This window comes from Streptomyces sp. NPDC088732, assembly GCF_044751205.1.
Taxonomy (GTDB): domain Bacteria; phylum Actinomycetota; class Actinomycetes; order Streptomycetales; family Streptomycetaceae; genus Actinacidiphila.
Map to the genome: position 1 here is coordinate 41,538 of NZ_JBIVLI010000032.1, position 21,005 is coordinate 62,542.

Below are 21,005 nucleotides of genomic sequence, written 5' to 3' on the forward strand. Positions count from 1 at the left end.
TATTGCATCAGGGCACAGCGGCCTGAGACGGGCCGGCACGGTGATCCGGTCCCTCTTTGTGCAGGGCATCCAGGACCACCGGCCCATCGACGGTCTCGTGAGCAACCAGCAGCCCTGTCAGGGAATCGAGAGCCGCGCGATGACTGCGCAGCATGGTGACAGCGCGTCTCTCCGCATCCGTGACCAGGCGTGCGGTCTCCATGTCGACGATCCGCTGGGTGCGTTCCGAGTAGCCCCGGCGGGATTCGTTCCGCTCCTGCTCGGCAAGGTAGCCGGTGGCGCCCGAGCCATAACCGACGGGGCCGAGAACGGCGGATAGACCGAATTCGGTGACCATGCGCGCCGCGATTCGAGTTGCTCCCGCCAGGTCGTCCGCCGCTCCGGTGGAACCCTCTCCCAGGACGACGAGTTCGGCGGCACGACCCCCCAGCCGCACGCAGAGCAGGTCTGTCAGGTAGCCGTGTGTGTACAGGTGCCGATCGGCCTCGGGGAGTTGTTCGGTGGTGCCCAGCGAGGGTCCTGACGGAAGGATGGTGACCTTGGCGACCGGGTCGGCGTGTGCGCACAGGGCCGCGACCAGTGCGTGGCCCGATTCGTGGACGGCCACGGCGTGCCGTTCCTCGGGGAGCAGTGCGTTGGAGCTTTCCCGACGCCCCAGCAGTACACGGTCGCGGGCGCTGTCCAGGTCAGAGGCCCCGATGACCGCTCGGTCGTCCCGCACGGCGTTGATGGCTGCCTCGTTGACCAGATTGGCGAGGTCGGCCCCGGAGAATCCAGGCGTGGCCCGTGCCACGACGTCCCAGTCGACGTCCCGGTGCATGGTCTTTCCGCGGGCGTGGACTGCGAGGATCGCGGCCCGTTCGCTCTGGTTGGGCAGCGGAACCGTCACATGCCGGTCGAAGCGGCCGGGCCGAAGCAGGGCTGGGTCCAGTGTGTCCGGACGGTTTGTGGCGGCGAGCACGACGATGCCGCTGCTCTGGTCGAAGCCGTCCATTTCCGCCAGCAGCTGGTTGAGAGTCTGTTCGCGCTCGTCGGCGCTCCCCGAGCCGGTGCCACCGCGGCGGCTGCCGACCGCGTCGATCTCGTCGATGAACACGATCGACGGTGCTCTCTTGCGCGCCTCACCGAACAAGTCGCGCACCCTGGATGCCCCGACGCCCACGAACATCTCGACAAATGCCGAGCCCGTCACGGACAGAAACGGCACTTCGGCCTCTCCGGCCACGGCACGCGCGAAGAGTGTCTTGCCGGTTCCCGGCGGCCCCACCATGATCACTCCGCGCGGCCCCTTGGCGCCTGCCGCGGCATAGCGGCCGGGGCGGCGGAGGAAGTCGACGATTTCGCTGATCTCCTGTTTGACACCCTCATACCCTGCGATGTCGTCGAAGCCGGTATGAGGGCGCTCGGCCTCGATGATCTTGGCTCGGGACCGGCCCATGGTGCCCTGAGTGCCGGCCAGGGGTCGCGCCGCCTTCCTTCCGCTCCACCAGAACAGGGCTCCGATGATCAGCAGCGGGAGGACGAAGACCAGCCAGGGCGTCCAGCCCCCGGTTCCGCTGGTCTGGGTCGCGGTGATCTCCACGTGCCGGGCCCGCAACTGGGCGTCCAGCGGGCTGGTGTCCAGGGCGACCGGGATGCGAGTGGTGAACTTGGCGCCGTTTTGCAGCGTGCCGTCGACGGCGCCCTTGTCGTTGACGACCACGGCCTTCACTTGTCCGGCGTTCACCTTGGCGACGAAGTCGCTGTACGGGAAGGACGGAGTCCGCTGTGCCGGAGCACGGGCGATCACCACGAGGACGACGATGAGGGCGGCGAGTGGAATGAACCAAGGCCACCACGGTGCCGACGCCTCGGGGACTGGGGGTGGCGGCTCCCGCGGCGGCCCCGACTTCGCCGAACGTGATGCGTGGCGTCCTGGCAGACGGACCCGTGTGAGCAATGACCTGCTCCTCAGCGAGGGTGCACACACGGAACGGACCACGGTCGTCCCGGTGCGCGCTGGCTGCTTCCAGCATCGGTCATGAGCGAGCAAGCGGCACGTCGCGAGGACAACGCCTTGTGACCGACGAGTTCCGGTCGCCGTGTCGCGCCCGGACGCCGCGGGTGCGCCACCGGTGACGCCGCCGGGGCCGGGCGGACGGGCAACCAGCCACACCGTCGTTCGTCCCGCCCCATCCGCCCTCTGCGGACCGGCCAACCGCGGCACAGCCTTGCTCGACAGCGCCGAACGGCCTCGACCGCGCGACGCGCCTCGGACGCCCGGCGGCGGTGGCCGAACGTCAGCCCGGTTCCCTTCGTGGTCGGCGGAATGGCTGTGCCAGAGAAGTGGCCGGCGGATGAATCGACACCAGTGCCTGTTCCACAGCCGTCTCGAGATCGCCGCCGGTGTCAATCGGAACGGCCTCCGGCCACGGAGCTTCGTCGGCTGCCATCGCAGCGGCAACGGCAGGCCCGGCGTCGGAAGCCCCGGGGCCACGGGTCTCCAGCCGAGTGGCCGCCACTGCGCTGGGAACGCTGCAGCGCAGAGGCACCAGATCCGCACTGGCTTGAACGGCTACGCCGGCAGCCGCTGCACGTTGTCCCGAGTCGCACCAGGTGGCGTCCAGGACAACCGACTCACCGTGACGCAAGAGCGCTGCGGCACGGTCGAGGAGGAGGGCGTAAGTACGCGCCGTCCACTCAGACGTGTACAGCCCTTTGCGGTACCCCGCAGCCGCCGCGGTCTCCGCGGGAAGGCCCGCCAGTTCCTTGCGGAGCCGGTCGCTGCTGAGCAGCGTCGCTCCGAGACGGTCGGCCAGCGCCCCGGCAAGCGTGGACTTCCCGCTCCCGGGGAGGCCTCCGACGAGCGTGAGACGGACGGCGGCTGTGCGCAGGTGGCACAACGCGGCGGAGACGAGCCGCTGCGATGCCGCCTCGGCACCGGCCGCCCCCTGCCGCGCCTGGATCAGCGAGACCTCGGCCCGCACGAACGCGCGATAGGCTACGTAGTGGTGCCACAGCGAGGGAGGCGCAGGGTCCCCGGAGCACTCCGCGTATTGGTCGAGGAAGTACATCGCGGCGTGCGGGGCACCGAGCTGTTCCAGGTCCATGGCGAGGAAGGCGGCGTCGTCGAGCCCGTCGAGACGCCGTAGGTCGTCGTCGAACTCCAGGCAATCCAGGACACGCGGGCCGTCGTCGAGACAGAAGACGTCATCGGCGAGCAGGTCGCCGTGTCCGTCGACGACACGCCCCTGCTTGATGCGGCGGGCGAACAACGCCTCGCGCCCAGCGAGGTAGCGCCCTACAAGTCGCTCGATCTCGTCCACGTCGCCGTGGAGCAACTCGTCGCCGGCCGCCGCCCGGAAACGGGCGAGGTTCGCAGACCAGCGCGATCGCAGGGCGTCGCGGGTCCCCTGTCGGTCCACCTCGGGACGTCGGGGGGCTTCCGCGTGGCGCGTCGCGAGCAGGCGCGCCAGGGACCGTAGCGCCTCCGTCACTGGGACGTTCTCACGCACCAGGCGGGACAGTCGACGGTTCGCGGGCAGGCGGCGCATCACGACCGCCGGTTCGGGAGTTTGTGCGTCCGGGCTGCGGAGCTCTCCCAGCCCCAGATAGACATCCGGGGCGAAGCGCCGGTTCAGATCAATTTCCCGCTCACATGCGGCGCGTCGGGCCGAAACGGTGGTGTAGTCGACAAACCCCAGATCAACGGGCTTCTTCAGCTTGTAGACGTGGTCGCCGAGGAAGAGCACGACGGCCGTGTGGGTCTCACACACCTCCGCGCGCGGAGCCACCACCGCTCCGTTCGCGCCACCTGGCTCGTTCATGCGTTGCCTCCATAACAGGGCGGCGCGCTCGGCCGCCTCACTTACCCGCGGGCCGTCGGGTATCCGGCTGCCGACACCGAATACCCCCGTGGGGAGGGTTTTCCGGTGTCCGATGCCCTCGTCCCGTACCAGGCAGAAGGGAGCCCGTGGCCTCGGGAGGGGTCGGAGTGGCGACGTCGGCGACGTCGATGCGTTTCGGCGGGGTCGGCGCACCCTGAAAGTCGTCACGCTCGGGCAACTCCGTGCTCGTCCTGTTCCCATGGTGCAACCTGGCCAGGTACATCACAGCTCGACGGGACCGCCCGGCGGGACAGAACACGGGACCCTGGTGGAGCTGCTTCTCCAGCCCCGCCTCGGACCTCGCCGGCCCCAGCACGGCCTGCCGATGAACCTCGTCGCTCGGCCAACGGAACCGCGACCGCCGACGGTGACATCCTCGACGGTAGGAGGTGCAGAGCCGTGAGCGAAAACCGCATACCCTCCCAGGCGCCTACTGGCACGCCGAAACCCGAGCCGGGCGATGTGGCTCGCCGTGTGACGCAGCGCTGCGCGATGCTGGGGATCAGCCGTGAGGAGGTGGCGCGTCGAGCAGGCATGTCCCCGCACTATCTGGAACTGCTGCAAGAAGCCGGCGCCGACTTCGATCCCGCAGGCCTGCTCCGGATTGCCGCGGCCCTGGACACCACGCCTAACGAACTGCTCGAGGGCGCCGCCGACCGGCCTCCCGGGCAGGGCCCCAGCTCATCTCATCCGGTTCTTCAAAAACTCGGCCCTGAGGAGTGCCGGGACAGGCTCGGCACACACGGAATCGGTCGCGTCGCGATGGCCACTTCGGAGGGGCCGGTGGTCTTGCCGGTCAACTACACCGTCCTTGCGGGCACCATCGTCTACCGCACGGATCCCGACGCGGTGACGGCTGCCGCGCCGGGAACCGAGGTCGCCTTCGAAGTCGATCACATCGATGAGGCGATGAGCTCGGGGTGGAGCATCCTGACCGTCGGCAGGGCCGAGCACGTCGACGATCCTGGCGTCGTACGGCAGCTATCCGAACAAGCGGAGACGGCCCCATGGGCCGGCGGGAAGCGCGACCTGTGGGTCCGCATCAATCCCAGGCAGGTGACTGGGCGAGTGATTCGAACCTCCTGATCGGCTCGGCATGTCGACGCGGGGAAACGGTACGCGGCCTCCCGGCCGGGATTCGGCTGCTCCTGACCAGCGGAGTCGGCGGTCGGCGGCGACAATGAGGAGAGCCGTAAATCACAGAACGCGCGTCCCGGAACCCCTGAGACCCAGGATGTCACCGAGGCGGGCACCGACACCGATTCACGGGGAGGCCGCCATGCACCATCGCACCGTCGGCGATGTGATGACCCGCGAGGTCATCACGGCAGGTCTGGACACCCCGGTCAAGAACATCGCCGTGCTGCTGGACCGGAACGAGGTCAGCGCCGTGCCGGTGATCGACGCCGCACGGCATGTAGTCGGGCTCGTCTCCGAAGCGGACCTGATCCACAAGGAAGCGGCTCGCCCTGACCCACACGGTCACCTTGCCCAGACCCAGCGGACTCCCGCAGACCAGCACAGGTTGGCGGCAGAGACCGCACAGGCGGTGATGACCTCAAAGCTGTTCTCCGCACATCCGGAGTGGACGGTGCCCGAAGCGGCCCGCGCAATGGAAGAGCACCACGTGAGGCGTCTCCCGGTGGTCGATGAGGGGGAGCGATTGATCGGCATCGTCAGCCGCAGCGACCTGATGAGCGTCTTTCTGCGCGCGGACACTGCGATCCGGGAAGAGATCGTCGACGAAGTGCTTCGACACGCGCTCTGGCTGGACCCTCGGGACATCAGTGTGGAGGTGGAGGACGGCGTCGTCACACTCCGTGGAGAGGTGGAACGGAAGAGCATGATCGCCCTCCTCGACCGGCTGTGCTGGTCGGTCGAGGGAGTGGTCGCCGTGCACACAGTGCTCGACTACGGCGTGGACGACCCGGACGTTCCGACGGCTGATCCGGGCCGATGATCCGGCACTCGTGTATACGGTGCGCTCTGCCCGCGCGCCCGGGGTGAGCCCTGCGCCGTGTCCTGGCAGCGATCGGGGCCTCCGTCGCGGCCCGCATCGATCGGGTCCGTGCCGTGATACGCCGCGTGGCGTGGACGCTTCTGGCCCTGCGGCCCGGCGGTTTCCCCTGCGGTCACATGCCGTTGGGGGCGTGCGTGGCCAACACCCGCGAGTACGTCGCCATGCTGCTGCGGCCCCGCAATCCCCGAAGGTCTCAATGAAGGAGAAGACCTCGGCGCGGGCGGTGGCCCGGTCAGGCCAGGTACGGGTGCCGAGATCGCCTGGACCGACACGACGGCGATTTCCGACCCATACGACACGCCGTCGCTGAACGTCACCACCGATTACGGGGCAGAGCCGTTGGCGGACGGACCCCGCGATATCACGAGATGACAGCACGGCCAACTCGCTGATTCGCATCGAAGCTTGGTCTCACTCAATGCAGGACTTTCAGTTGTCGCCATGGAGGAACGCGTGCCTGAGCAGTTTATGAGTGTCAAGGAGACGGCGGTGTACCTGAACATGTCGGTTGCCTGGGTGTACCGAGAGGCGCCTCGCGCAGGGCTTGTGCCCTACAGGTTCGGGCGCGGGCCGAATGCGAAGCTGCAGTTCAAAGTGTCGGAAGTCCAGACATGGGTGAAGCAGCAGCAGGTGTCCGCTGTGTAACTCGGGCCGATTGGTGAGGAGGGCCGTCCCAGCAGGAGAGGGATAGGCCCTCCTCACATGTTCAGGCAGTCAGACCGATGTCGAGGATCTGAGCCGCGCGGCCGATGGAGCCGGGCATGAGGTGTCGGTAGATCTTGAAGGTGATGTCGAGGCTCTTGTGGCCCATCCACTCGGCGACATCGGTGATGGGGATGCCGCGGCTGAGGCAGTTTGAGGCGAAGAAGTGGCGGAGGCCGTAGACGACCATGCCTTCGGGGATGTCGACTTCGCCTGCCTTCTTGATCCGCTGCCACCGGTTTTGCAGGCAGTAGTACGGGAAGGGCTTACTGATGTTCTGGGGGTCCCGGAGAAGATAGCCGTCCACGGTGCCGTGCTTGTCCGCGTACAACTCGAGGGTGGACTTGACTCGGGCCGGGAGTGGAACGTCACGGTAGTCGCCGGCCTTGCGGTGCTTGAGCGGCGCATAGGCCTTGGTGGTCTGGTTGACCTGCTCGGTGACCCGGTAGACATCGTCAGCAACGACGTTGTTGATGTTGACCGCGGCGGCTTCGCCATTTCGCAGGCCACAGCCGCTCATGAGATCGACGATGAGATGGAAGGCGTCGTCGCCGACCGTGCGTATGCCTTGCAGCTGTGCGACGGAGGGGATGACAGCGCGCCTCGGGTCGTACTGCGGTGGCTTGACGCCGTCGAAAGGGTTCTCGTCGTAGAGGCCGAGTCGGTGCGCGTCGAGAAGGATCGCCCTCAGCTTGTCGAAGGCGTTGGACTGCGTGGCCAGACCGACCCCGTTTCGTTCCATGGTCTGGATGAAGGTCTCCACGACCTTGTGGTCGAATGTGCCCATCCGACGGCTCCGGAACGCGGGGTAAAGGTGGTGTTCCAGGAGTGAGTGGAGGTGCCGCAGAGAGGCCGCGCTCAGGTCGCGCTGGCCCGCCTCCCAATCGGCGACGTACTCCCCGAACGGCATGGCGCCATATTTCTGGATCCGCTCGGCCTTGCGCTGGCTCTGCGGGGAGTTCTTCCGATCCTGGTAGACCTCGGCGAGCCGGGCTTTCGCCTTCTCCTGGGTGGTGAATCCGGATTCCTGGCTCTGCTTCCCGGCCGCGTTGCGGTACCTGATCTTGTATGTGTGCGGGCACCTGGTCCAGCGGGACTCGGGGTGCTCGCAGTCCTTGAACACGGTGCCCATGCCGCGGATGAGGCTCATGGTTGCCATTGCCGGTCTGACTCCTGGGTGTCATGCTGACGGTTTGCTGACACCGGATGATCGATCAAGCCCCTGACCTGGGACGAAACGCCGAAGCTGTGATATGTGGTGGAACTTCATCGGGCGCTCGCACCAGGACATCGCGGAGGCGCGTGAGGCGTGGGAGAACGCCGACGGCCGCTTCGGCGCGGTCGAGGGCTACCCCGGTGACCGCCTCCCGGCCCCCGTGCTCCCCAACGCCACCCTGGCATCGCGCGGCAACCCGCCCCTCAGGAACGGATCCTGACGAAGCGTCACGCAACACGCCGGGGCCTGGCAGGCCCCGGCGCGTGCGTCCCGACCCGCTCTCAGGCGGTGGCCTCGTCGAGGAGTTCCAGCACGTGCCGGTACGGGCGGCCGGTGGCCCGGCTCATGCCCATCTCGCAGGTGCGGTTGCAGGAGGCGTACGCGTCGTACGTGCCCGCGGTGATCTCGGCGGCCTGGGCGGCGGTGGCCGACGCGGTGATCTCCGGGTGGAGCAGGCCGCGGTCGCCCGCGAACGCGCAGCAGCCCCAGTTGTCCGGCACCGTGACCTGGTCGCTCACGGCGGCCGCGACGGTGCGCAGGGCGCCGTCGATGCCCAGGTGCGCGGTGGAGCAGGTGGGGTGCAGGGCGAGGCTGCCGAGGCGCCGCGGCTCGGGCAGGGCCGGGAGCAGGTGCTCGGCGGTGAAGGCCACGCTGTCCACGAAGCGCAGCGCCGCGAAGCGGGCCCGGTCGGACTCCGGCAGGGCGCCGGGCAGTTGCTCCAGTCCGTGCGTGCAGGACGAGGCGTCGCTGACCACGGGCAGCAGGCCGTGGTCGCTCGCCTCCCAGAGCACGTCCAGGGTCCGCTCGGCCATGGTGCGGTGCCCGTCGGTGTAGCCCTTGGACTGCCAGGGGGTGCCGCAGCACAGGCCCGCCAGCCGGTCGGGGACGGTCACGGCGACGCCCGCGCGCTCGCACAGCCGCAGGAAGGCCGCCGCGGAGCCCGCCGACCCGTCGGAGGGCCCCTCCGGGGCGAAGACACTGCCGATGCACGCGGCGAAGAACACCGCCTTGGCGCCTTCGGGCCGCCGTCCCGCGGGGCGGGCCGGTCCGCCCTTCGGGATGTCGTCGGCCCAGGCGGGGACGAGCTCCCCCGCGCCGAGCCGCCGCACCACGCCGGTGGCGGCACGCAGGGCCGGGTCGGGCAGGACGTGGGCGGTGTTCAGCGCCGCCCGTACGCCCTTGACGGCGGTCCCCCAGTGCCGGGCCGCGGCGTTCCCGGCCCGCTGCGCGGCGGGCCCGTGGCGCTCGGAGCGTAGCCGCTTCATGACCGCGCCGGTGTCGATGGTGACGGGGCAGGCCGTGACGCAGAGGCTGTCGGCGGCGCAGCTGTCGACGGCGGCGTAGGCGTAGTCGGCCTCCAGGGCGCGGCGGCGTTCCTCGTCGCCGGCCGCGGTGGCGAGCGCGATCTCCCGGCTCAGCGCGATGCGCTGCCGGGGCGTCGTGGTCGCGTCGGCGGTGGGGCAGACGGGCTCGCAGTAGCCGCACTCCACACAGGCGTCCACGGCGGGGTCGACCTGCGGGACGCTCTTGAGGCTGCGCAGGTGCGCGGCCGGGTCGTCCTCCAGGAGCACGCCGGGGTTGAGCACGTTGTGCGGGTCGCACAGGCGCTTGACCTCGCGCATGACGTCGTACAGTTCGTCGCCGTACTGGCGGCGCACGAAGGGCGCCATGGCGCGGCCGGTGCCGTGCTCGGCCTTGAGGGTGCCGCCGGCGTCCAGGACGAGGTCGACCATGGCGTCGGTGAACCGGGCGTAGCGCTCGGTCTCCGCGGCGGAGTCGAAGTCCTGGGTGAGCATGAAGTGCAGGTTGCCGTCGCGCGCGTGACCGAAGATCACGGCGTCCTGGTAGCCGTGCCGGTCGAACAGGCCGATCAGTCCCTCGCAGGTGCCGGTCAGCCGCTCCATGGGCACCGCGATGTCCTCCAGCAGGGCCGTGGTGCCGGGGCGGCGGGCGCCGGCGACCGCGGTGTACAGGCCCTTGCGCAGGTGCCACAGCCGGGCCCTGACCCGGGGATCGCGGACGAGCGCGGTCCCGGTGACGGCGGGCAGGCGGTCCAGGACCGGCTGCGCGCCGGCCACCCGCTCGTCCAGCAGTTCCGCGCTGTCCTCGGCGAACTCGACCAGCAGGGCGGCGTGTCCGTCCACCCGCAGTCCGCGCAGTTCGTCCACGGGGTCCGGGGACTGCTGGGCGACCCGCAGCGACGCCGCGTCGAGGAGTTCGGCGGTACGGGCACCGGCGGCCAGCAGTGCGGGCAGGGCGTCGGTGGCCTCCGCGAGGCCGGGCAGCACGAGCAGGCCGGTGGCGGTGTGCGGCAGGAGGGGCACGGTGCGGAAGACCGCCTCCCCGACGAAGCCGAGGGTGCCCTCGCTGCCGATCATGAGGTGGGCGAGGATGTCGGCCGCGCCGGAGTGGTCGAGGAACGAGTTGAGCCCGTAGCCCATGGTGTTCTTCATCGCGAACAGCCGCTCGACGGTGGCGCGCGAGGCCGCCGAGGCGCGGACGCGGTCGCGCAGCCGCAGCAGTCCCGCGTGGAGTCCGGGCTCGCGGGCGCGCAGCGCCTCGTCCGCGTCGGGGGCCGCGGTGTCGACCACGGTGCCGGAGGGCAGCACGAACTGGAGGGACTCCATGGTGCGGTAGGCGTTGTCCTGCGTACCGCAGTTCATGCCGCTGGAGTTGTTGGCGACGAGCCCGCCGATGGTGCAGGCGCTCTCGCTGGCCGGGTCGGGGCCGAGCCGGCGTCCGTACCGGGCGAGCCGCGCATTTGCCTGACGGACCGTCAGACCTGGTTGCAGCCGGATGCGTTGCCCCTCGTCCAGCACCTCCGCGCTGCGCCAGTGGCTGCGGACGTCCACCAGGATCCCGTCGCCGCCCGCCTGCCCCGCCAGGCTGGTGCCGCCCGAGCGCAGCGTCAGCGGCAGGCCCGCCGCCCGCGCCCCGGCCATCAGCGCGCCCACCTCGGCGGCGGACGCGGCCCGGACGACGGCCTGCGGGGTGAACAGGTACGGCGACGCGTCGTGGGCGGCCGCGACCCGGCGGGGCACGTCGGTGGTCACCCTGGCCGGGTCGCCGACGCACGAGGCCAGGAGCCCGGCCAGATCGGGGGCCCGGTCCCCGGTGGACGGCGCGGTGGAGGGTGCGGCGGCGGCGGAGTGGCTCATGGGTCCTCGGGTGCTCGGGTCCCCGGGTGCGGGGACGGGCGGTGGTGGCGCGACCGGGCGGTCAGTGGGCGGGGCCGGTGACGCGCATCAGGCGGGGCGCCCGCTCGGCGGGCTCGGGCAGGCGCAGCGGCGACAGCCCGGGGGTGATGCTGCCGAGCAGCGTGGCCCGGCGGGCGCCGGTGCCCGAGGGCAGGGCGCCGGGCAGGCCGTTGACGGTCAGGAAGCCCAGTACCGCGAACGCCAGGGCCTCCTTGGCGTCCGACGGTATGCCCAGGTCGTCACTGGGGCGCAGCGGCACGCCCGGCAGCTCCCCGGCGATCATGTCCATCAGGACCGGGTTGCGGACGCCGCCGCCGGAGACGACCAACTCGGTGACGCCGTGGGCGCGGCAGGCCTCGGCCACGGTGACGGCGGTCAGCCGGGTCAGGGTGGCCAGGACGTCCTCGGGGGCGAGCGCGGCGGCAGGCAGCGCGTCGAGGGCCCGCAGCAGATAGGGCAGGTGGAAGAGTTCCTTGCCGGTGCTCTTCGGGGCGGGCCTGCGGTAGTAGGGGTCGTCCAGGAGCAGGGCGAGGAGTTCGGCACTGGTGCGGCCGGCGGCGGCCCGGCGCCCGTCCTCGTCGTAGGCGGCCGCCCCGTCGGTGAAGTGCCGCACGGCGGCGTCCAGCAGCGCGTTGGCGGGCCCGGTGTCGAAGGCCAGCGGCTCGGCGCCGGGCGCGACGACGGTCACATTGGCGATACCGCCGAGGTTCAGCGCGGCGGGGGTGCCGGGCAGCCCGCGCAGCAGCAGGGTGTCCGTCATACCGACCAGCGGGGCGCCCTGGCCACCCGCGGCGACGTCGCGGCTGCGCAGGTCGGAGACAACCGGCAGGCCCGTGGCCTCGGCGATCCAAGCGGGCTGGCCGAGTTGGAGGGTGCCGCGGACGGTGCCCTCCTCGACCCAGTGGTGCATGGTCTGGCCGTGCGAGACCACGAGGTCGGCCGCGCCGTCGCACAGTTCGCGCAGGGCGCGCCCGGCGGCACCGGCGAAGGCCTGGCCGATGCCGGTGTCGAGGGCGCAGACGTCCTGCGTGCTCGTGGGCGCCGGGGGCAGGGTGGCGGCGATGAGGTCGCGCAGCTCGCCGGGGTAGTCGGCGGAGAGGTGCCCGAGCGGCCGCAGCAGCAGGGTGTCGCCGTCCAGGTCGAGGTCGGCGGCGGCCGCCTCGATGGCGTCGTAGGAGGTGCCTGACATGAGGCCGATCACACGCACGGTGCCTCCTGACGCGGGTGCCGCGGGCCGGGCCGGTTCGGCATGACTGACTTCTCCCTGTGCTGGTCCTGAACGGGGGCGGTGCGGGGCCGCCGCGGTGGGCGGCCCCGCACCTCATGGGCGGGGCGTGCTCACTCCCGGCCGGCGACCGCCGCGACACGGTCCGGGCCCGCGCCGGGCTCGCCGTCGTCGCCCGCGGGGAGCACGGCGGTCTCGGGGGCCCGGTGGAACAGGCTCATCAGGCCGCCGACCACCAGGGTGACCACCACGCCGATGGGCACCAGCCACTGGGCGGCGATCGCCGTCGGCACGGTCGCGCCGGCCACGGTGACGTCGATCTTCACCCCGCGCACGATGTACGTCATCACACCCACCGTGACCAGGAAGGCCACGATGGAGTCGATCTCGTTGGCCCGCCGGACGAGCCGTCCGAGCAGGAACGCTCCGAGCAGGGCGCCGTAGGTGTAGCCCGCGATGGTCAGACCGGTGAGGTAGACGTTGCCCGTGTTCGCGCTGAAGGCGCAGGCGAAGACGGCCATGAGCACCGCCCACACCAGCGTCATCACCCGGGCGAGCTTGAGCAGGTTCTCCTCGGAGGGCGAGCTGCGGAAGAAGCTGTGGATGATGTCCGACACCGTCGAGTTCGACATCGAGTTCAGCGCGGAGGACAGCGAGCCCATCGCGGCGCCGAGGATGCCGGCCACGAGCAGACCGGAGATCACCACGGGCAGGCCGTGCAGGATGAAGTTCGGGTAGAGGTTGTCGGAGCTGGCCAGACCCAGGTCCGCGAAGCCCTTGCCCTTGTTGTAGGACCACAGGAGCGCGCCGACCAGCGAGAAGGCCGCGAACTGGACGGTGACGAAGACACCGGAGGCGATCATGGCCTTCTGGCCGTCGCGCAGGGTGCGGGTGGTCAGGATGCGCTGGACGATCAGCTGGTCCGAGCCGTGGCTGGCCATCGCGAAGATCGCGCCGCCGATGATCGCGGTCGGCAGGGCGAACGGGCTGGTGAGGATGTGCGCGAAGTCGAAGTTGGTGTCGAAGAGCTTGAAGTGGCCCGAGTGCAGGGCGTCGGAGAAGCCGGAGCCGCCGACGTGGCCGGAGAGCACGGCGATCGCGAGGATCGCACCGCCCAGGTACAGGCCCATCTGGATGGCGTCGGTCCAGATGACCGCCTTGATGCCGCCGAGATAGGTGTAGATCACGGTGATCACCGTGAGCACGACGATGATGACGCGGTAGTCGGCGTGCACACCGAACTCGTCCAGCAGCAGCTTGATCGGGATCGCCGAGGCGAACAGCCGGACGCCTTCGGCCAGGAGCCGGGTGAAGACGAACGTCACCGAGGCGAGGCCCTGCAGTTTCAGTCCGAATCTGCTGCCCAGGTACTGGTAGGCGCTGACGAATCCGCCGCGCTTGTACAGGGGGATCAGCACGGTGGCCACGATCACGCGGCCGATCACGTAGCCGAGGGCGAGCTCGACGTTGCCGAAGCCCTGTCCGCTGTAGGCGCCGCCGGGCACGCTGATGACGGTGAGCACGCTGGTCTCGGTCGCCACCACGGAGAACGAGACGGTCCACCACGGCATGTGGCCTTCGCCGACGAAGTAGTCCTTCGACGTTTTCTGCCGTCCGGCCTTCCGCAGTCCGATCACGGCGATCGCGATCAGATAGACAACGACCACCACAAGGTCGAGTTGGCGCACGCTCACTCCTGAATAACGGCCGGCGAGGTCACCGGCAGGGTGGGGACAGTGGGGAGGTCGGTCGTCCGCCGTACGCGGGCGACGTGGGGTTCGTGCGGTGCCGAGGCGTCGAGCGCCAGCAGGCGCGCGCCGTCCAGCGGATCCCCGAGCGGGGGGCGCACGAGGAGGGGGCGCGGGGAACCGCCCAGTGCCGCGGCGAGCGGCCCGGTGAGCGGTTCGCCGAGACCGGTCAGGCCGCCGGTGACGGTGACCGGGAGTGCGTCGTCGCCGGCGATCCGGCGTGCGGCCGTGAGCACGGCCTCGCCGAGCGCGGCGGCGGCGTCCGTGATGATCGTCGAGGCGATGCCGTCGCCCGCGGCGGCGGCGCGGGCCACCTCAGGGGCGAAGGACGCGGCGGTACGGGCCGGGTTGCCGTCCCTGCCGAGTGCCGCGGGCAGCCGGTCGGGGTCGCCGAAGCGCCCGGCGGCGGCCAGCAGCGCGGTGTGCGGTCCGCGCCCGTCGTGGGCGCGGAGCGCGGCGCGCAGTCCCGCGGCGCCGATCCAGGCGCCGCTGCCCTCGTCGCCGAGCCAGGGTCCCCAGCCGTCGACGCGGGCGAACGATCCGTCGTCGCCGATGCCGATGGCGACGGAACCGGTGCCGATCGCCAGCACCACGCCGGTGCGGCCGCCCAGGGCGCCCGCGTGAGCGGTCACGGCGTCGCTGGTGACGGCCACCTCGTCGGTGGGCAGGTCGTCGAGGAGCAGCCCGGCCAGGGCGCGGGCCGCCTCCGGGGCGGTGGCCGCGCCGGCGGCGCCGACGCAGACCGCGTCGAGCCGGCCGCCATGTCCGTCCTCGAGGAGCGGGAGGACGGCGGCGCGCACCGCCGCGCGGGCCGCGGCGACGCCGTTCTCGGCGGCGAGACCGGGGGCCCCGGGCACCTCGTGGACGTCGTGGGCGACTCCGGTGTCACTGGTGCCGCCGGTCCACAGCACGGCACGGCAACCGGTCTTGCCCAGGTCCACCGCCACTGCTGCTGTCATTCGGCACGCCTTCGTGTCTGCAGGGATCCGACGCGTCGGGCGGTCACGTGACAGCCGGAGGGCCGGGTGACCGGCGCGGATCGCGGTGCAGCGAGTATCGGAAGGCCGACCTCCGTATGTCAATAAGTAACTTCGCGTAATGACTTTCGTAAGTTTTTGACGCACCACTGATGCAGGGTTAATGTGGCGCCCACCCCACAGGAGGGACCGCCCCCATGGCCCGCCAGGAACCACCCCGCGCACCGGCTCAGCAGCCGGCATCCCCGGCGGACGACGCCTCCGCCGTCGGCACCCTGGCGCGCATCCGTGCGGCCCTTCCGTCGCTGGCTCCTTCGGAACGCCGGGTGGCGGACGCGGTCCTGGCCGACCCGGCGCAGGCGAGCGAGCTGTCCATCAGCGCCCTGGGCGAGCGGGCGAACACCTCCGTCGCCACCGTGATGCGCTTCTGCCGGGCGATAGGCATCACGAACTACCCGCAGCTGCGCCTGGCGCTGGCCGCGGCCGCCGCCCGCGAGGACGCGCTCGGCGGCGAACGCCCGGCACCGGGCACCGACATCAGCGCCACCGACACGCTCGACCAGATCGTCAGCAAGATCGTCTACAACGAGATCCGCGCCCTGGAGGACTCCGGCGCCGAACTCGACATCGAGGTGCTGGGCCGCGCGGTCGACGCCGTCGCGGGCGCCCGCCGGGTCGACATCTTCGGAATCGGCGCCAGCGCGTTCGTCGGCCAGGACCTGCACCAGAAGCTGCACCGCATCGGCCACATGGCCTTCATCTGGACCGACCGGCACGCCGCCCTCACCGCGACCGCCCTGCTCGGCCCCGGTGACGTGGCCCTGGCCATCTCCCACTCCGGGGAGACCGAGGACACCGTCGAGCCGCTCCAGGCCGCCGCCGAACGCGGTGCCACCACCATCGCCCTGACCAACGTCGCGCGCTCCTCCCTCGCGGAGAGCGCCGACCTCGTGCTGACGACATGCGCCCGGGAGACCCCCTTCCGGTCCGGCGCGACCGTCAGCCGGATCGCCCAACTCGCGCTCATCGACTGCCTGTTCGTCGGCGTGGCCCAGCGTTCCTACGACGCCACGACCGCCGCGCTGCAGAAGACCTACGGGGCGGTCCAGCGCCGTAAACGCCCTCAGCCGCCGCGCCGCACCCCGGCCGCCGACTGACCGCCGGCCCTCCCCCAGCACCACCCCTGAGCACCACCCCTGAAAGGACGACCGCGCCGTGGACCTCAGCACACTCGGCACCCTCGGTACCGAGATCCGCAACGACCGGACCGCCGAACTGGACCGCATGCCGGTCTCCGAACTGCTCTCGGTCATGAACGCCGAGGACCAGACCGTCGCCCTTGCGGTGCGCGACGCGCTCCCGCAGATCGGTGACGCCGTCGAGGCGATCACGCACTCCCTGCGGCGCGGCGGCCGGCTGATCTACATCGGCGCCGGCACCAGCGGCCGCATCGGCCTGCTCGACGCGGTCGAGTGCCCGCCCACCTTCGGCACCCCGCCCGAGCAGGTCATAGGTCTGCTCGCGGGTGGCCCGGGGGCGTTCATCGTCGCCGTCGAAGGTGCCGAGGACGAGCCGGCGCGGGCGGTCGCGGACCTCGAGGAGATCGGCGTGAACGAGCGGGACACGGTCGTCGGCCTCGCCGCGAGCGGCCGCACCCCGTACGTGGTCGGCGGACTCCAGCACGCCGCCGCCGCGGGCGCCGTCACGGTGTCGGTGGCCTGCAACCGCGACGCTCTCGTCAGCCGCTACGCCGACATCCCCATCGAGGTCGTCACCGGCCCCGAGGTCCTCACCGGCTCCACCCGCCTCAAGGGCGGCACCGCCGAGAAGATGGTCTGCAACATGCTCTCGACCGCCTCGATGGTGCGTCTGGGCAAGGTCTACGGGAACCTCATGGTCGACATGCGGGCGACCAACGGCAAGCTCGTCGACCGGGCCCGCCGCATGGTGTCCCAGGCCACCGGCGCCGACGCGGACTCCGTCGCCCGGGCCCTCGACGCCGCGGGCGGCCACGCCAAGACCGCCATCGTCATGCTCCTCGCCGGCTTCACCGCCGAGGAGGCCGCCCAGCGTCTCGCCCAGGCGGAGGGCGACACGCGGACGGCCGTCGGGCACTCCTGACGTACCTGACACGCCAGGAGCGGCACGCCGTGCGGGCGTCCCCGCAAGCCGGGGCGCCCGCACGGTCGTGCACCGCGGCGCGCCGCGATACGGAACGTCACCGACCCGACGCGCGCACGTCCGTGACGGCCCGCAGGACCTCGGCGCGCCGGGCGTGCGCACGTTCGTAGCCCTCGATCCACGCCAGTTCCGTCGGCGACAGGCCGCGCAGCCGGCCGGCGATCTCCCCCGTGGACAACCGGCCGTAGCGGGCGATGGGCAGCGCCTCCTCCCGGCTCGCGGCGCCCTGCGCGTTGTCGGCCGCCTGGCGCACCCCGGCCAGGCCCGCCACCACCCAGTCCCCGGTCGCGCGGTTCCACAGGGCCGTGGCCTTGCGGGCCACCGCGCCCAGAACGCCTCCGAGCGGCGCCTTGCCGCCGCCGTCGGCGAGGGCCGCGGCGTGTTCGGTGAGACTGGCCCCCAGGATCTGCAGGACCTGCTGGTTCTCGCGGCGCAGGGAGGCGAACAGCTCCAGCGCGACGTCGTCATGGGCGCGGGCGGCGACGGTCTCCCCCGCCTGGCTGCCGGCCAGAGCGCGGGCGGTGATGCCGTACTCGTCGGCCGTGTTCCTCAGCAGCCGCTTCTCGTCGGCCGGCCCACGCCCGCGCAGCACGGCCGCGCCCATCCGCGAGGCCATGACCAGGGGCATCCGTCCCACCAGGGCGGCGTCCTGAGCGATCCGCCGGGCGGGGCCCAGCAGGTCCGTCCGCATCCGGCGCCCCCGCAGCCGCTGGAGGCAGCCGTCCATCACCGCCATGCAGGCCTGCGCGTAGGCCACATGGTCCTCCAGCACCTGCCGGTGCGGCCCCGCCGGGGTGACCGCCAGATCCGCCACGAAGCGCTCGATCACGGCGGAATGGGCCCGCCGGGCATCCTCCAGCACGGACGTGAGGGCATCGGTCGTTGCAGCCATCGCAGGTCCTCGAATGCGTCGTGAGGCGGGCCGTCGGCACACCGGCCGCCGCCCCGAGGGGCCCGCGTTGCCGGCTTCGCTCCATCCTGCGGGCAGCCATGGCAATCCGCGCGGCGAGCGCGCGGACGGCTCGCGGCGTCAGTCGACGGACATGCCGTCCCGCAGCCGGGGAAGCACCTCCGCGCGGTAGAAGTCGAAGAACTGCTTCTGGTCGGGGCCGATCTGTTGGACGTAGACCTCGTCGAAACCGGCCTCGGAGTAGGCCCTGACCGCTGCGACATGGTCCCCGGTGGCATCGCCGCAGACGACCGCGTCGGCGACCATGTCCTCGGTGACCAGGCCGGCCGCCTGCTCGAAGTGCTCCGGGGTGGGGAGGATCTGGGCCAGTTCACCCGGAAGCTGCTCGCTGGGCCACAGCCGGTGCGCGGTCTTCACCGCGCGCGCCCGGTCGGTGTCCCAGCACACCTTCAGTCCGCCGATGACCGGCTTGCCCCCGCCGCCGGCCCGCCGGAACTGCTCCACCAGGGTCGCGTCGGGAGTCATCGTCACGAAACCGTCCCCGATACGGCCGGCCAGCGCCGCGGCCTCGGGCCCGAAGCCCGAGACGTACAGCGGGACCGGCTCCGCGGGGAGGGTGTACAGGCGGGCGTTCTGCACGGTGTAGTGCGTGCCGTGGTGGGTGACGCGCTCCCCGGTGGAGAGCTTCCTGATGACCTGTACGGCCTCTTCGAGCATCTGGAGGCGCTCCGCGGCCTCGGGCCAGGCGCCGCCGAGGATGTGCTCGTTGAGGGCCTCACCGCTCCCCAGGCCGAAGCGGAACCGGCCACCGGTCAGCACGGCCGCCGTCGCGGCGGCCTGGGCGTTGATCGCCGGATGCACGCGGACCGTGGGGCAGGTGACCAGTGTGGTGATCGGCAGCGACGTCACCTGGGACAAGGCTCCGATCATGGACCAGACGAACGGGCTCTGCCCCTGCTCGTCGTTCCACGGGTGGAAGTGGTCGGAGACGGCCAGCCCCTCAAAACCGGCCTGCTCGGCCATGCGGGCCTGGTCGAGCAGTTCCGCTGGGGTGAACTCCTCGGAGGAGAGGAAGTATCCGTAGGCGGTCATGCGTGTCCCTTCCGGCAGGTTGAAGATCAGACAAGACCGGGTCGGCGAGAGTGCTCCCCCACGGGCGCCCGAGTGCGCCGCTTCCGTGGCCCCACCCGATTCTCCCCACGGGGCGTGCTCGCGGGCGCAGGCACGCTACGCGCGCGGTCCGGTTACGCCGCAGGGGTCAGGGACGGCCGCCCGCGACCCCCACCCCTCCGAGCGCCATCTCCCCATGTTTGCGGAGGCTTTCAGCGGTCAGACGAACCCACAGCACACGACGTCGACGCCAGGGAAGGTGACAGCATGGCCGGCAACGAGAAGGCCAGGGCCAAGACCGAGCAGACCGTCGGCAAGGTCAAGAAGACCGCCGGTGAGGCCGTGGGCAACGAACGGCTGACGGCCGAGGGCCGCGCCGAGGAGGCCATCGGCGACGCCCGTGAGGCCAAGGAGAAGATCAAGGACATCGGCCGGCACTGACCGCCGGTACACGGAGTCCATCGCGTTGGGGGCGGCCCCCGCAGGGAGCCGCCCCCACGCGTGCCCGGATTCCGGCGCCCGCGCGGCGCGAGGTGCCGCCGATGGGGTGAAAGCGCGGGGCGGCCCGCCGCGCCATGTGGGCACGTCACCCCTGGTCGACTTCAGTGGAGGCAGCGCACCGGTGTCATCGTCGCTGTCGGTGCGCATCGCGGAGCCCGTCAGGCCGTCACAACCCCGAGCGGGCTCCGCGCCTGATCACCGCTCCCCGGAACGCGCACCGTGCGTACGGCAACGGCGCCCGCCCGCTCCGGCCCCCGGGGACGCTACTTCTGCAGGAAACCCCGCAGCAGGGCGGTCACTTCCCGCGGCTTCTCCTCGGTCACCCAGTGCCCCGAACCCGGGACGACGCGCCCCTCGACGTTCACGGCGTACTGCCGCCACTGCTGCGCGATGCTGTCGCCGAACGATGCCTGGGCGCCGATCGCCAGGACGGGCATCGTGAGTTTGCCCTGGGCCGCGAACTTCTCGTTCTGGGCGACGTCGTCGCGGAGCCGGCGCCATACGCGCATCCAGGCCACGGTGCGGCCGGGCTGCTTCAGGTAGTGGGCGTAGAAGTCGTAGTCTGCCGGGCTGAACGCGGACCGGACCACCAGATGCTGCGCGATGAAGCCCTGGATGAAGGTGCGCTCGTGATCGGCGATGAGCTCCTCGGCGAGAGGCGTCTGGAAGAAGCCGAAGTGCCAGACCGACGGGGTCTTCGGGCTGGCCGGCAGAGCCGGCAGGCTGTAGATGCTCCGGTCCGGGATGTGACCCTCCAGCACCGCCATGCGGCGCACCTCGGACGGCCACTGGGCCGCGTAGGCGTAGGCGACGTACAGGCCGACGTCGTGGCCGACGACCTGGACGCCGTCGTTCAGCCCCAACTGCTTCAGCAACTGGTGCACGTCGTCGGCCATCCGGGCGGTCCCGTAGCCGCTCGTGGGGATCCCGGAGTCGCCGATGCCCCGCAGGTCGACGGCGATCACGGTGTGGTCCTCGGAGAGCGGGCCCATCTGCGGCCGCCACTCGGCCCACGTCTGGGGGAAGCCGTGGATCAGCACCACCGGTGAGCCCTTGCCGCCCTTCACGTAGTGCATCCGGAAGCCGTTCACCGTCGCGTACTTGGACTGGAAGCCGGGGGGCGGTGCCGCCTGCGGCCACTGCTCGGCGGCGGCACCGGGACCGCCCGGACCACCGCTCCAGGCGGCGAAACTCACGACGCCGGAGATCGTCAGAACGGCCGCCAACGCCGCCATGAGTGCGATCAGCTCATTGCTTTTCACTCGTCGAACGCCCACGTTGCACCAATCCGGGACCGATGTGTGGTCATGCGAGTCCGCCGCGGCGCGGAGCGATTCGTGCGCGCACTCGGT

The 21,005-nt window shown here is 71.2% G+C and carries 15 protein-coding genes and 1 pseudogene; 6 read left to right on the forward strand and 10 right to left on the reverse strand.

What is annotated here, in order from left to right; genetic code table 11:
- Nucleotides 1-7: 7 nt before the first annotated feature.
- The gene (gene ftsH, locus ACIP9H_RS37570) at nt 8-1,981 is read right to left on the reverse strand and encodes an ATP-dependent zinc metalloprotease FtsH (RefSeq protein WP_401963450.1); all 1,974 of its coding nucleotides are present in this window, start codon (nt 1,979-1,981) and stop codon (nt 8-10) included.
- 298 nt (nt 1,982-2,279) lie between these two features.
- Nucleotides 2,280-3,806 carry an AAA family ATPase gene (locus ACIP9H_RS37575; protein ID WP_401595542.1) on the reverse strand — a complete coding sequence of 509 codons (1,527 nt, stop codon included), beginning with the start codon at nt 3,804-3,806 and terminating at the stop codon, nt 2,280-2,282.
- A 459-nt stretch (nt 3,807-4,265) separates the two neighbouring features.
- Here ACIP9H_RS37575 and ACIP9H_RS37580 point away from each other — a divergent pair, with 459 nt between their 5' ends.
- Together ACIP9H_RS37580 and ACIP9H_RS37585 are read left to right on the forward strand one after the other, a co-directional pair.
- The gene (locus ACIP9H_RS37580) at nt 4,266-4,952 is read left to right on the forward strand and encodes a helix-turn-helix domain-containing protein (protein ID WP_401595544.1); all 687 of its coding nucleotides are present in this window, start codon (nt 4,266-4,268) and stop codon (nt 4,950-4,952) included.
- A gap of 193 nt (nt 4,953-5,145) precedes the next feature.
- Nucleotides 5,146-5,826: a CBS domain-containing protein gene (locus tag ACIP9H_RS37585; RefSeq protein ID WP_401595547.1), complete on the forward strand. Its 681-nt coding sequence runs from the start codon at nt 5,146-5,148 to the stop codon at nt 5,824-5,826.
- A gap of 766 nt (nt 5,827-6,592) precedes the next feature.
- On the opposite strand, the gene ACIP9H_RS37590 is transcribed toward ACIP9H_RS37585, so the two are convergent.
- Nucleotides 6,593-7,747 (reverse strand): tyrosine-type recombinase/integrase, encoded by a 1,155-nt coding sequence (locus ACIP9H_RS37590; RefSeq protein ID WP_401595550.1) that lies wholly within the window; start codon nt 7,745-7,747, stop codon nt 6,593-6,595.
- A gap of 94 nt (nt 7,748-7,841) precedes the next feature.
- On the opposite strand from ACIP9H_RS37590, the pseudogene ACIP9H_RS37595 reads away from it, so the two are divergent.
- Nucleotides 7,842-8,024 (forward strand): annotated as a pseudogene (locus tag ACIP9H_RS37595) (pirin family protein); the annotation flags it as partial.
- A gap of 61 nt (nt 8,025-8,085) precedes the next feature.
- Here ACIP9H_RS37595 and ACIP9H_RS37600 read toward each other — a convergent pair.
- The 4 genes from ACIP9H_RS37600 to ACIP9H_RS37615 form a co-directional block, all read right to left on the reverse strand.
- A complete protein-coding gene (locus tag ACIP9H_RS37600; protein WP_401963452.1) occupies nt 8,086-10,962 on the reverse strand; it encodes an FAD-binding and (Fe-S)-binding domain-containing protein in 2,877 nt (958 codons plus the stop codon).
- Nucleotides 10,963-11,023: 61 nt separating this feature from the next.
- Entirely contained in the window at nt 11,024-12,208 is a 1,185-nt protein-coding gene (locus ACIP9H_RS37605) for an anhydro-N-acetylmuramic acid kinase (protein WP_401963454.1), read from the reverse strand.
- A 131-nt stretch (nt 12,209-12,339) separates the two neighbouring features.
- Nucleotides 12,340-13,914, reverse strand: coding sequence for a sodium:solute symporter (locus ACIP9H_RS37610; protein WP_401963456.1), 1,575 nt, complete (start codon nt 13,912-13,914; stop codon nt 12,340-12,342).
- Between the two features lie 2 nt (nt 13,915-13,916).
- Nucleotides 13,917-14,933: an N-acetylglucosamine kinase gene (locus ACIP9H_RS37615; RefSeq protein ID WP_401963458.1), complete on the reverse strand. Its 1,017-nt coding sequence runs from the start codon at nt 14,931-14,933 to the stop codon at nt 13,917-13,919.
- 215 nt (nt 14,934-15,148) lie between these two features.
- On the opposite strand from ACIP9H_RS37615, the gene ACIP9H_RS37620 reads away from it, so the two are divergent.
- Both ACIP9H_RS37620 and murQ read left to right on the forward strand, forming a co-directional pair.
- On the forward strand, nt 15,149-16,108 hold the full coding sequence (locus ACIP9H_RS37620) for a MurR/RpiR family transcriptional regulator (protein ID WP_401963460.1): 960 nt from the start codon (nt 15,149-15,151) through the stop codon (nt 16,106-16,108).
- Nucleotides 16,109-16,166: 58 nt separating this feature from the next.
- Nucleotides 16,167-17,072 (forward strand): N-acetylmuramic acid 6-phosphate etherase, encoded by a 906-nt coding sequence (gene murQ / locus ACIP9H_RS37625; RefSeq protein ID WP_401963461.1) that lies wholly within the window; start codon nt 16,167-16,169, stop codon nt 17,070-17,072.
- Nucleotides 17,073-17,169: 97 nt separating this feature from the next.
- On the opposite strand, the gene ACIP9H_RS37630 is transcribed toward murQ, so the two are convergent.
- Nucleotides 17,170-18,024 carry a hypothetical protein gene (locus tag ACIP9H_RS37630; protein ID WP_401963462.1) on the reverse strand — a complete coding sequence of 285 codons (855 nt, stop codon included), beginning with the start codon at nt 18,022-18,024 and terminating at the stop codon, nt 17,170-17,172.
- Nucleotides 18,025-18,162: 138 nt separating this feature from the next.
- A complete protein-coding gene (locus tag ACIP9H_RS37635) occupies nt 18,163-19,134 on the reverse strand; it encodes a TIGR03557 family F420-dependent LLM class oxidoreductase (RefSeq protein ID WP_401963463.1) in 972 nt (323 codons plus the stop codon).
- Between the two features lie 285 nt (nt 19,135-19,419).
- Between ACIP9H_RS37635 and ACIP9H_RS37640 the strand changes: the two genes are divergently transcribed.
- The gene (locus tag ACIP9H_RS37640; RefSeq protein ID WP_360903657.1) at nt 19,420-19,593 is read left to right on the forward strand and encodes a CsbD family protein; all 174 of its coding nucleotides are present in this window, start codon (nt 19,420-19,422) and stop codon (nt 19,591-19,593) included.
- Nucleotides 19,594-19,916: 323 nt separating this feature from the next.
- Here the strand turns inward: ACIP9H_RS37640 and ACIP9H_RS37645 are convergent, their stop codons facing one another.
- Nucleotides 19,917-20,888, reverse strand: a complete 972-nt coding sequence (locus tag ACIP9H_RS37645) for an alpha/beta fold hydrolase (protein ID WP_401963465.1) — start codon at nt 20,886-20,888, stop codon at nt 19,917-19,919.
- Nucleotides 20,889-21,005 lie beyond the last annotated feature (117 nt).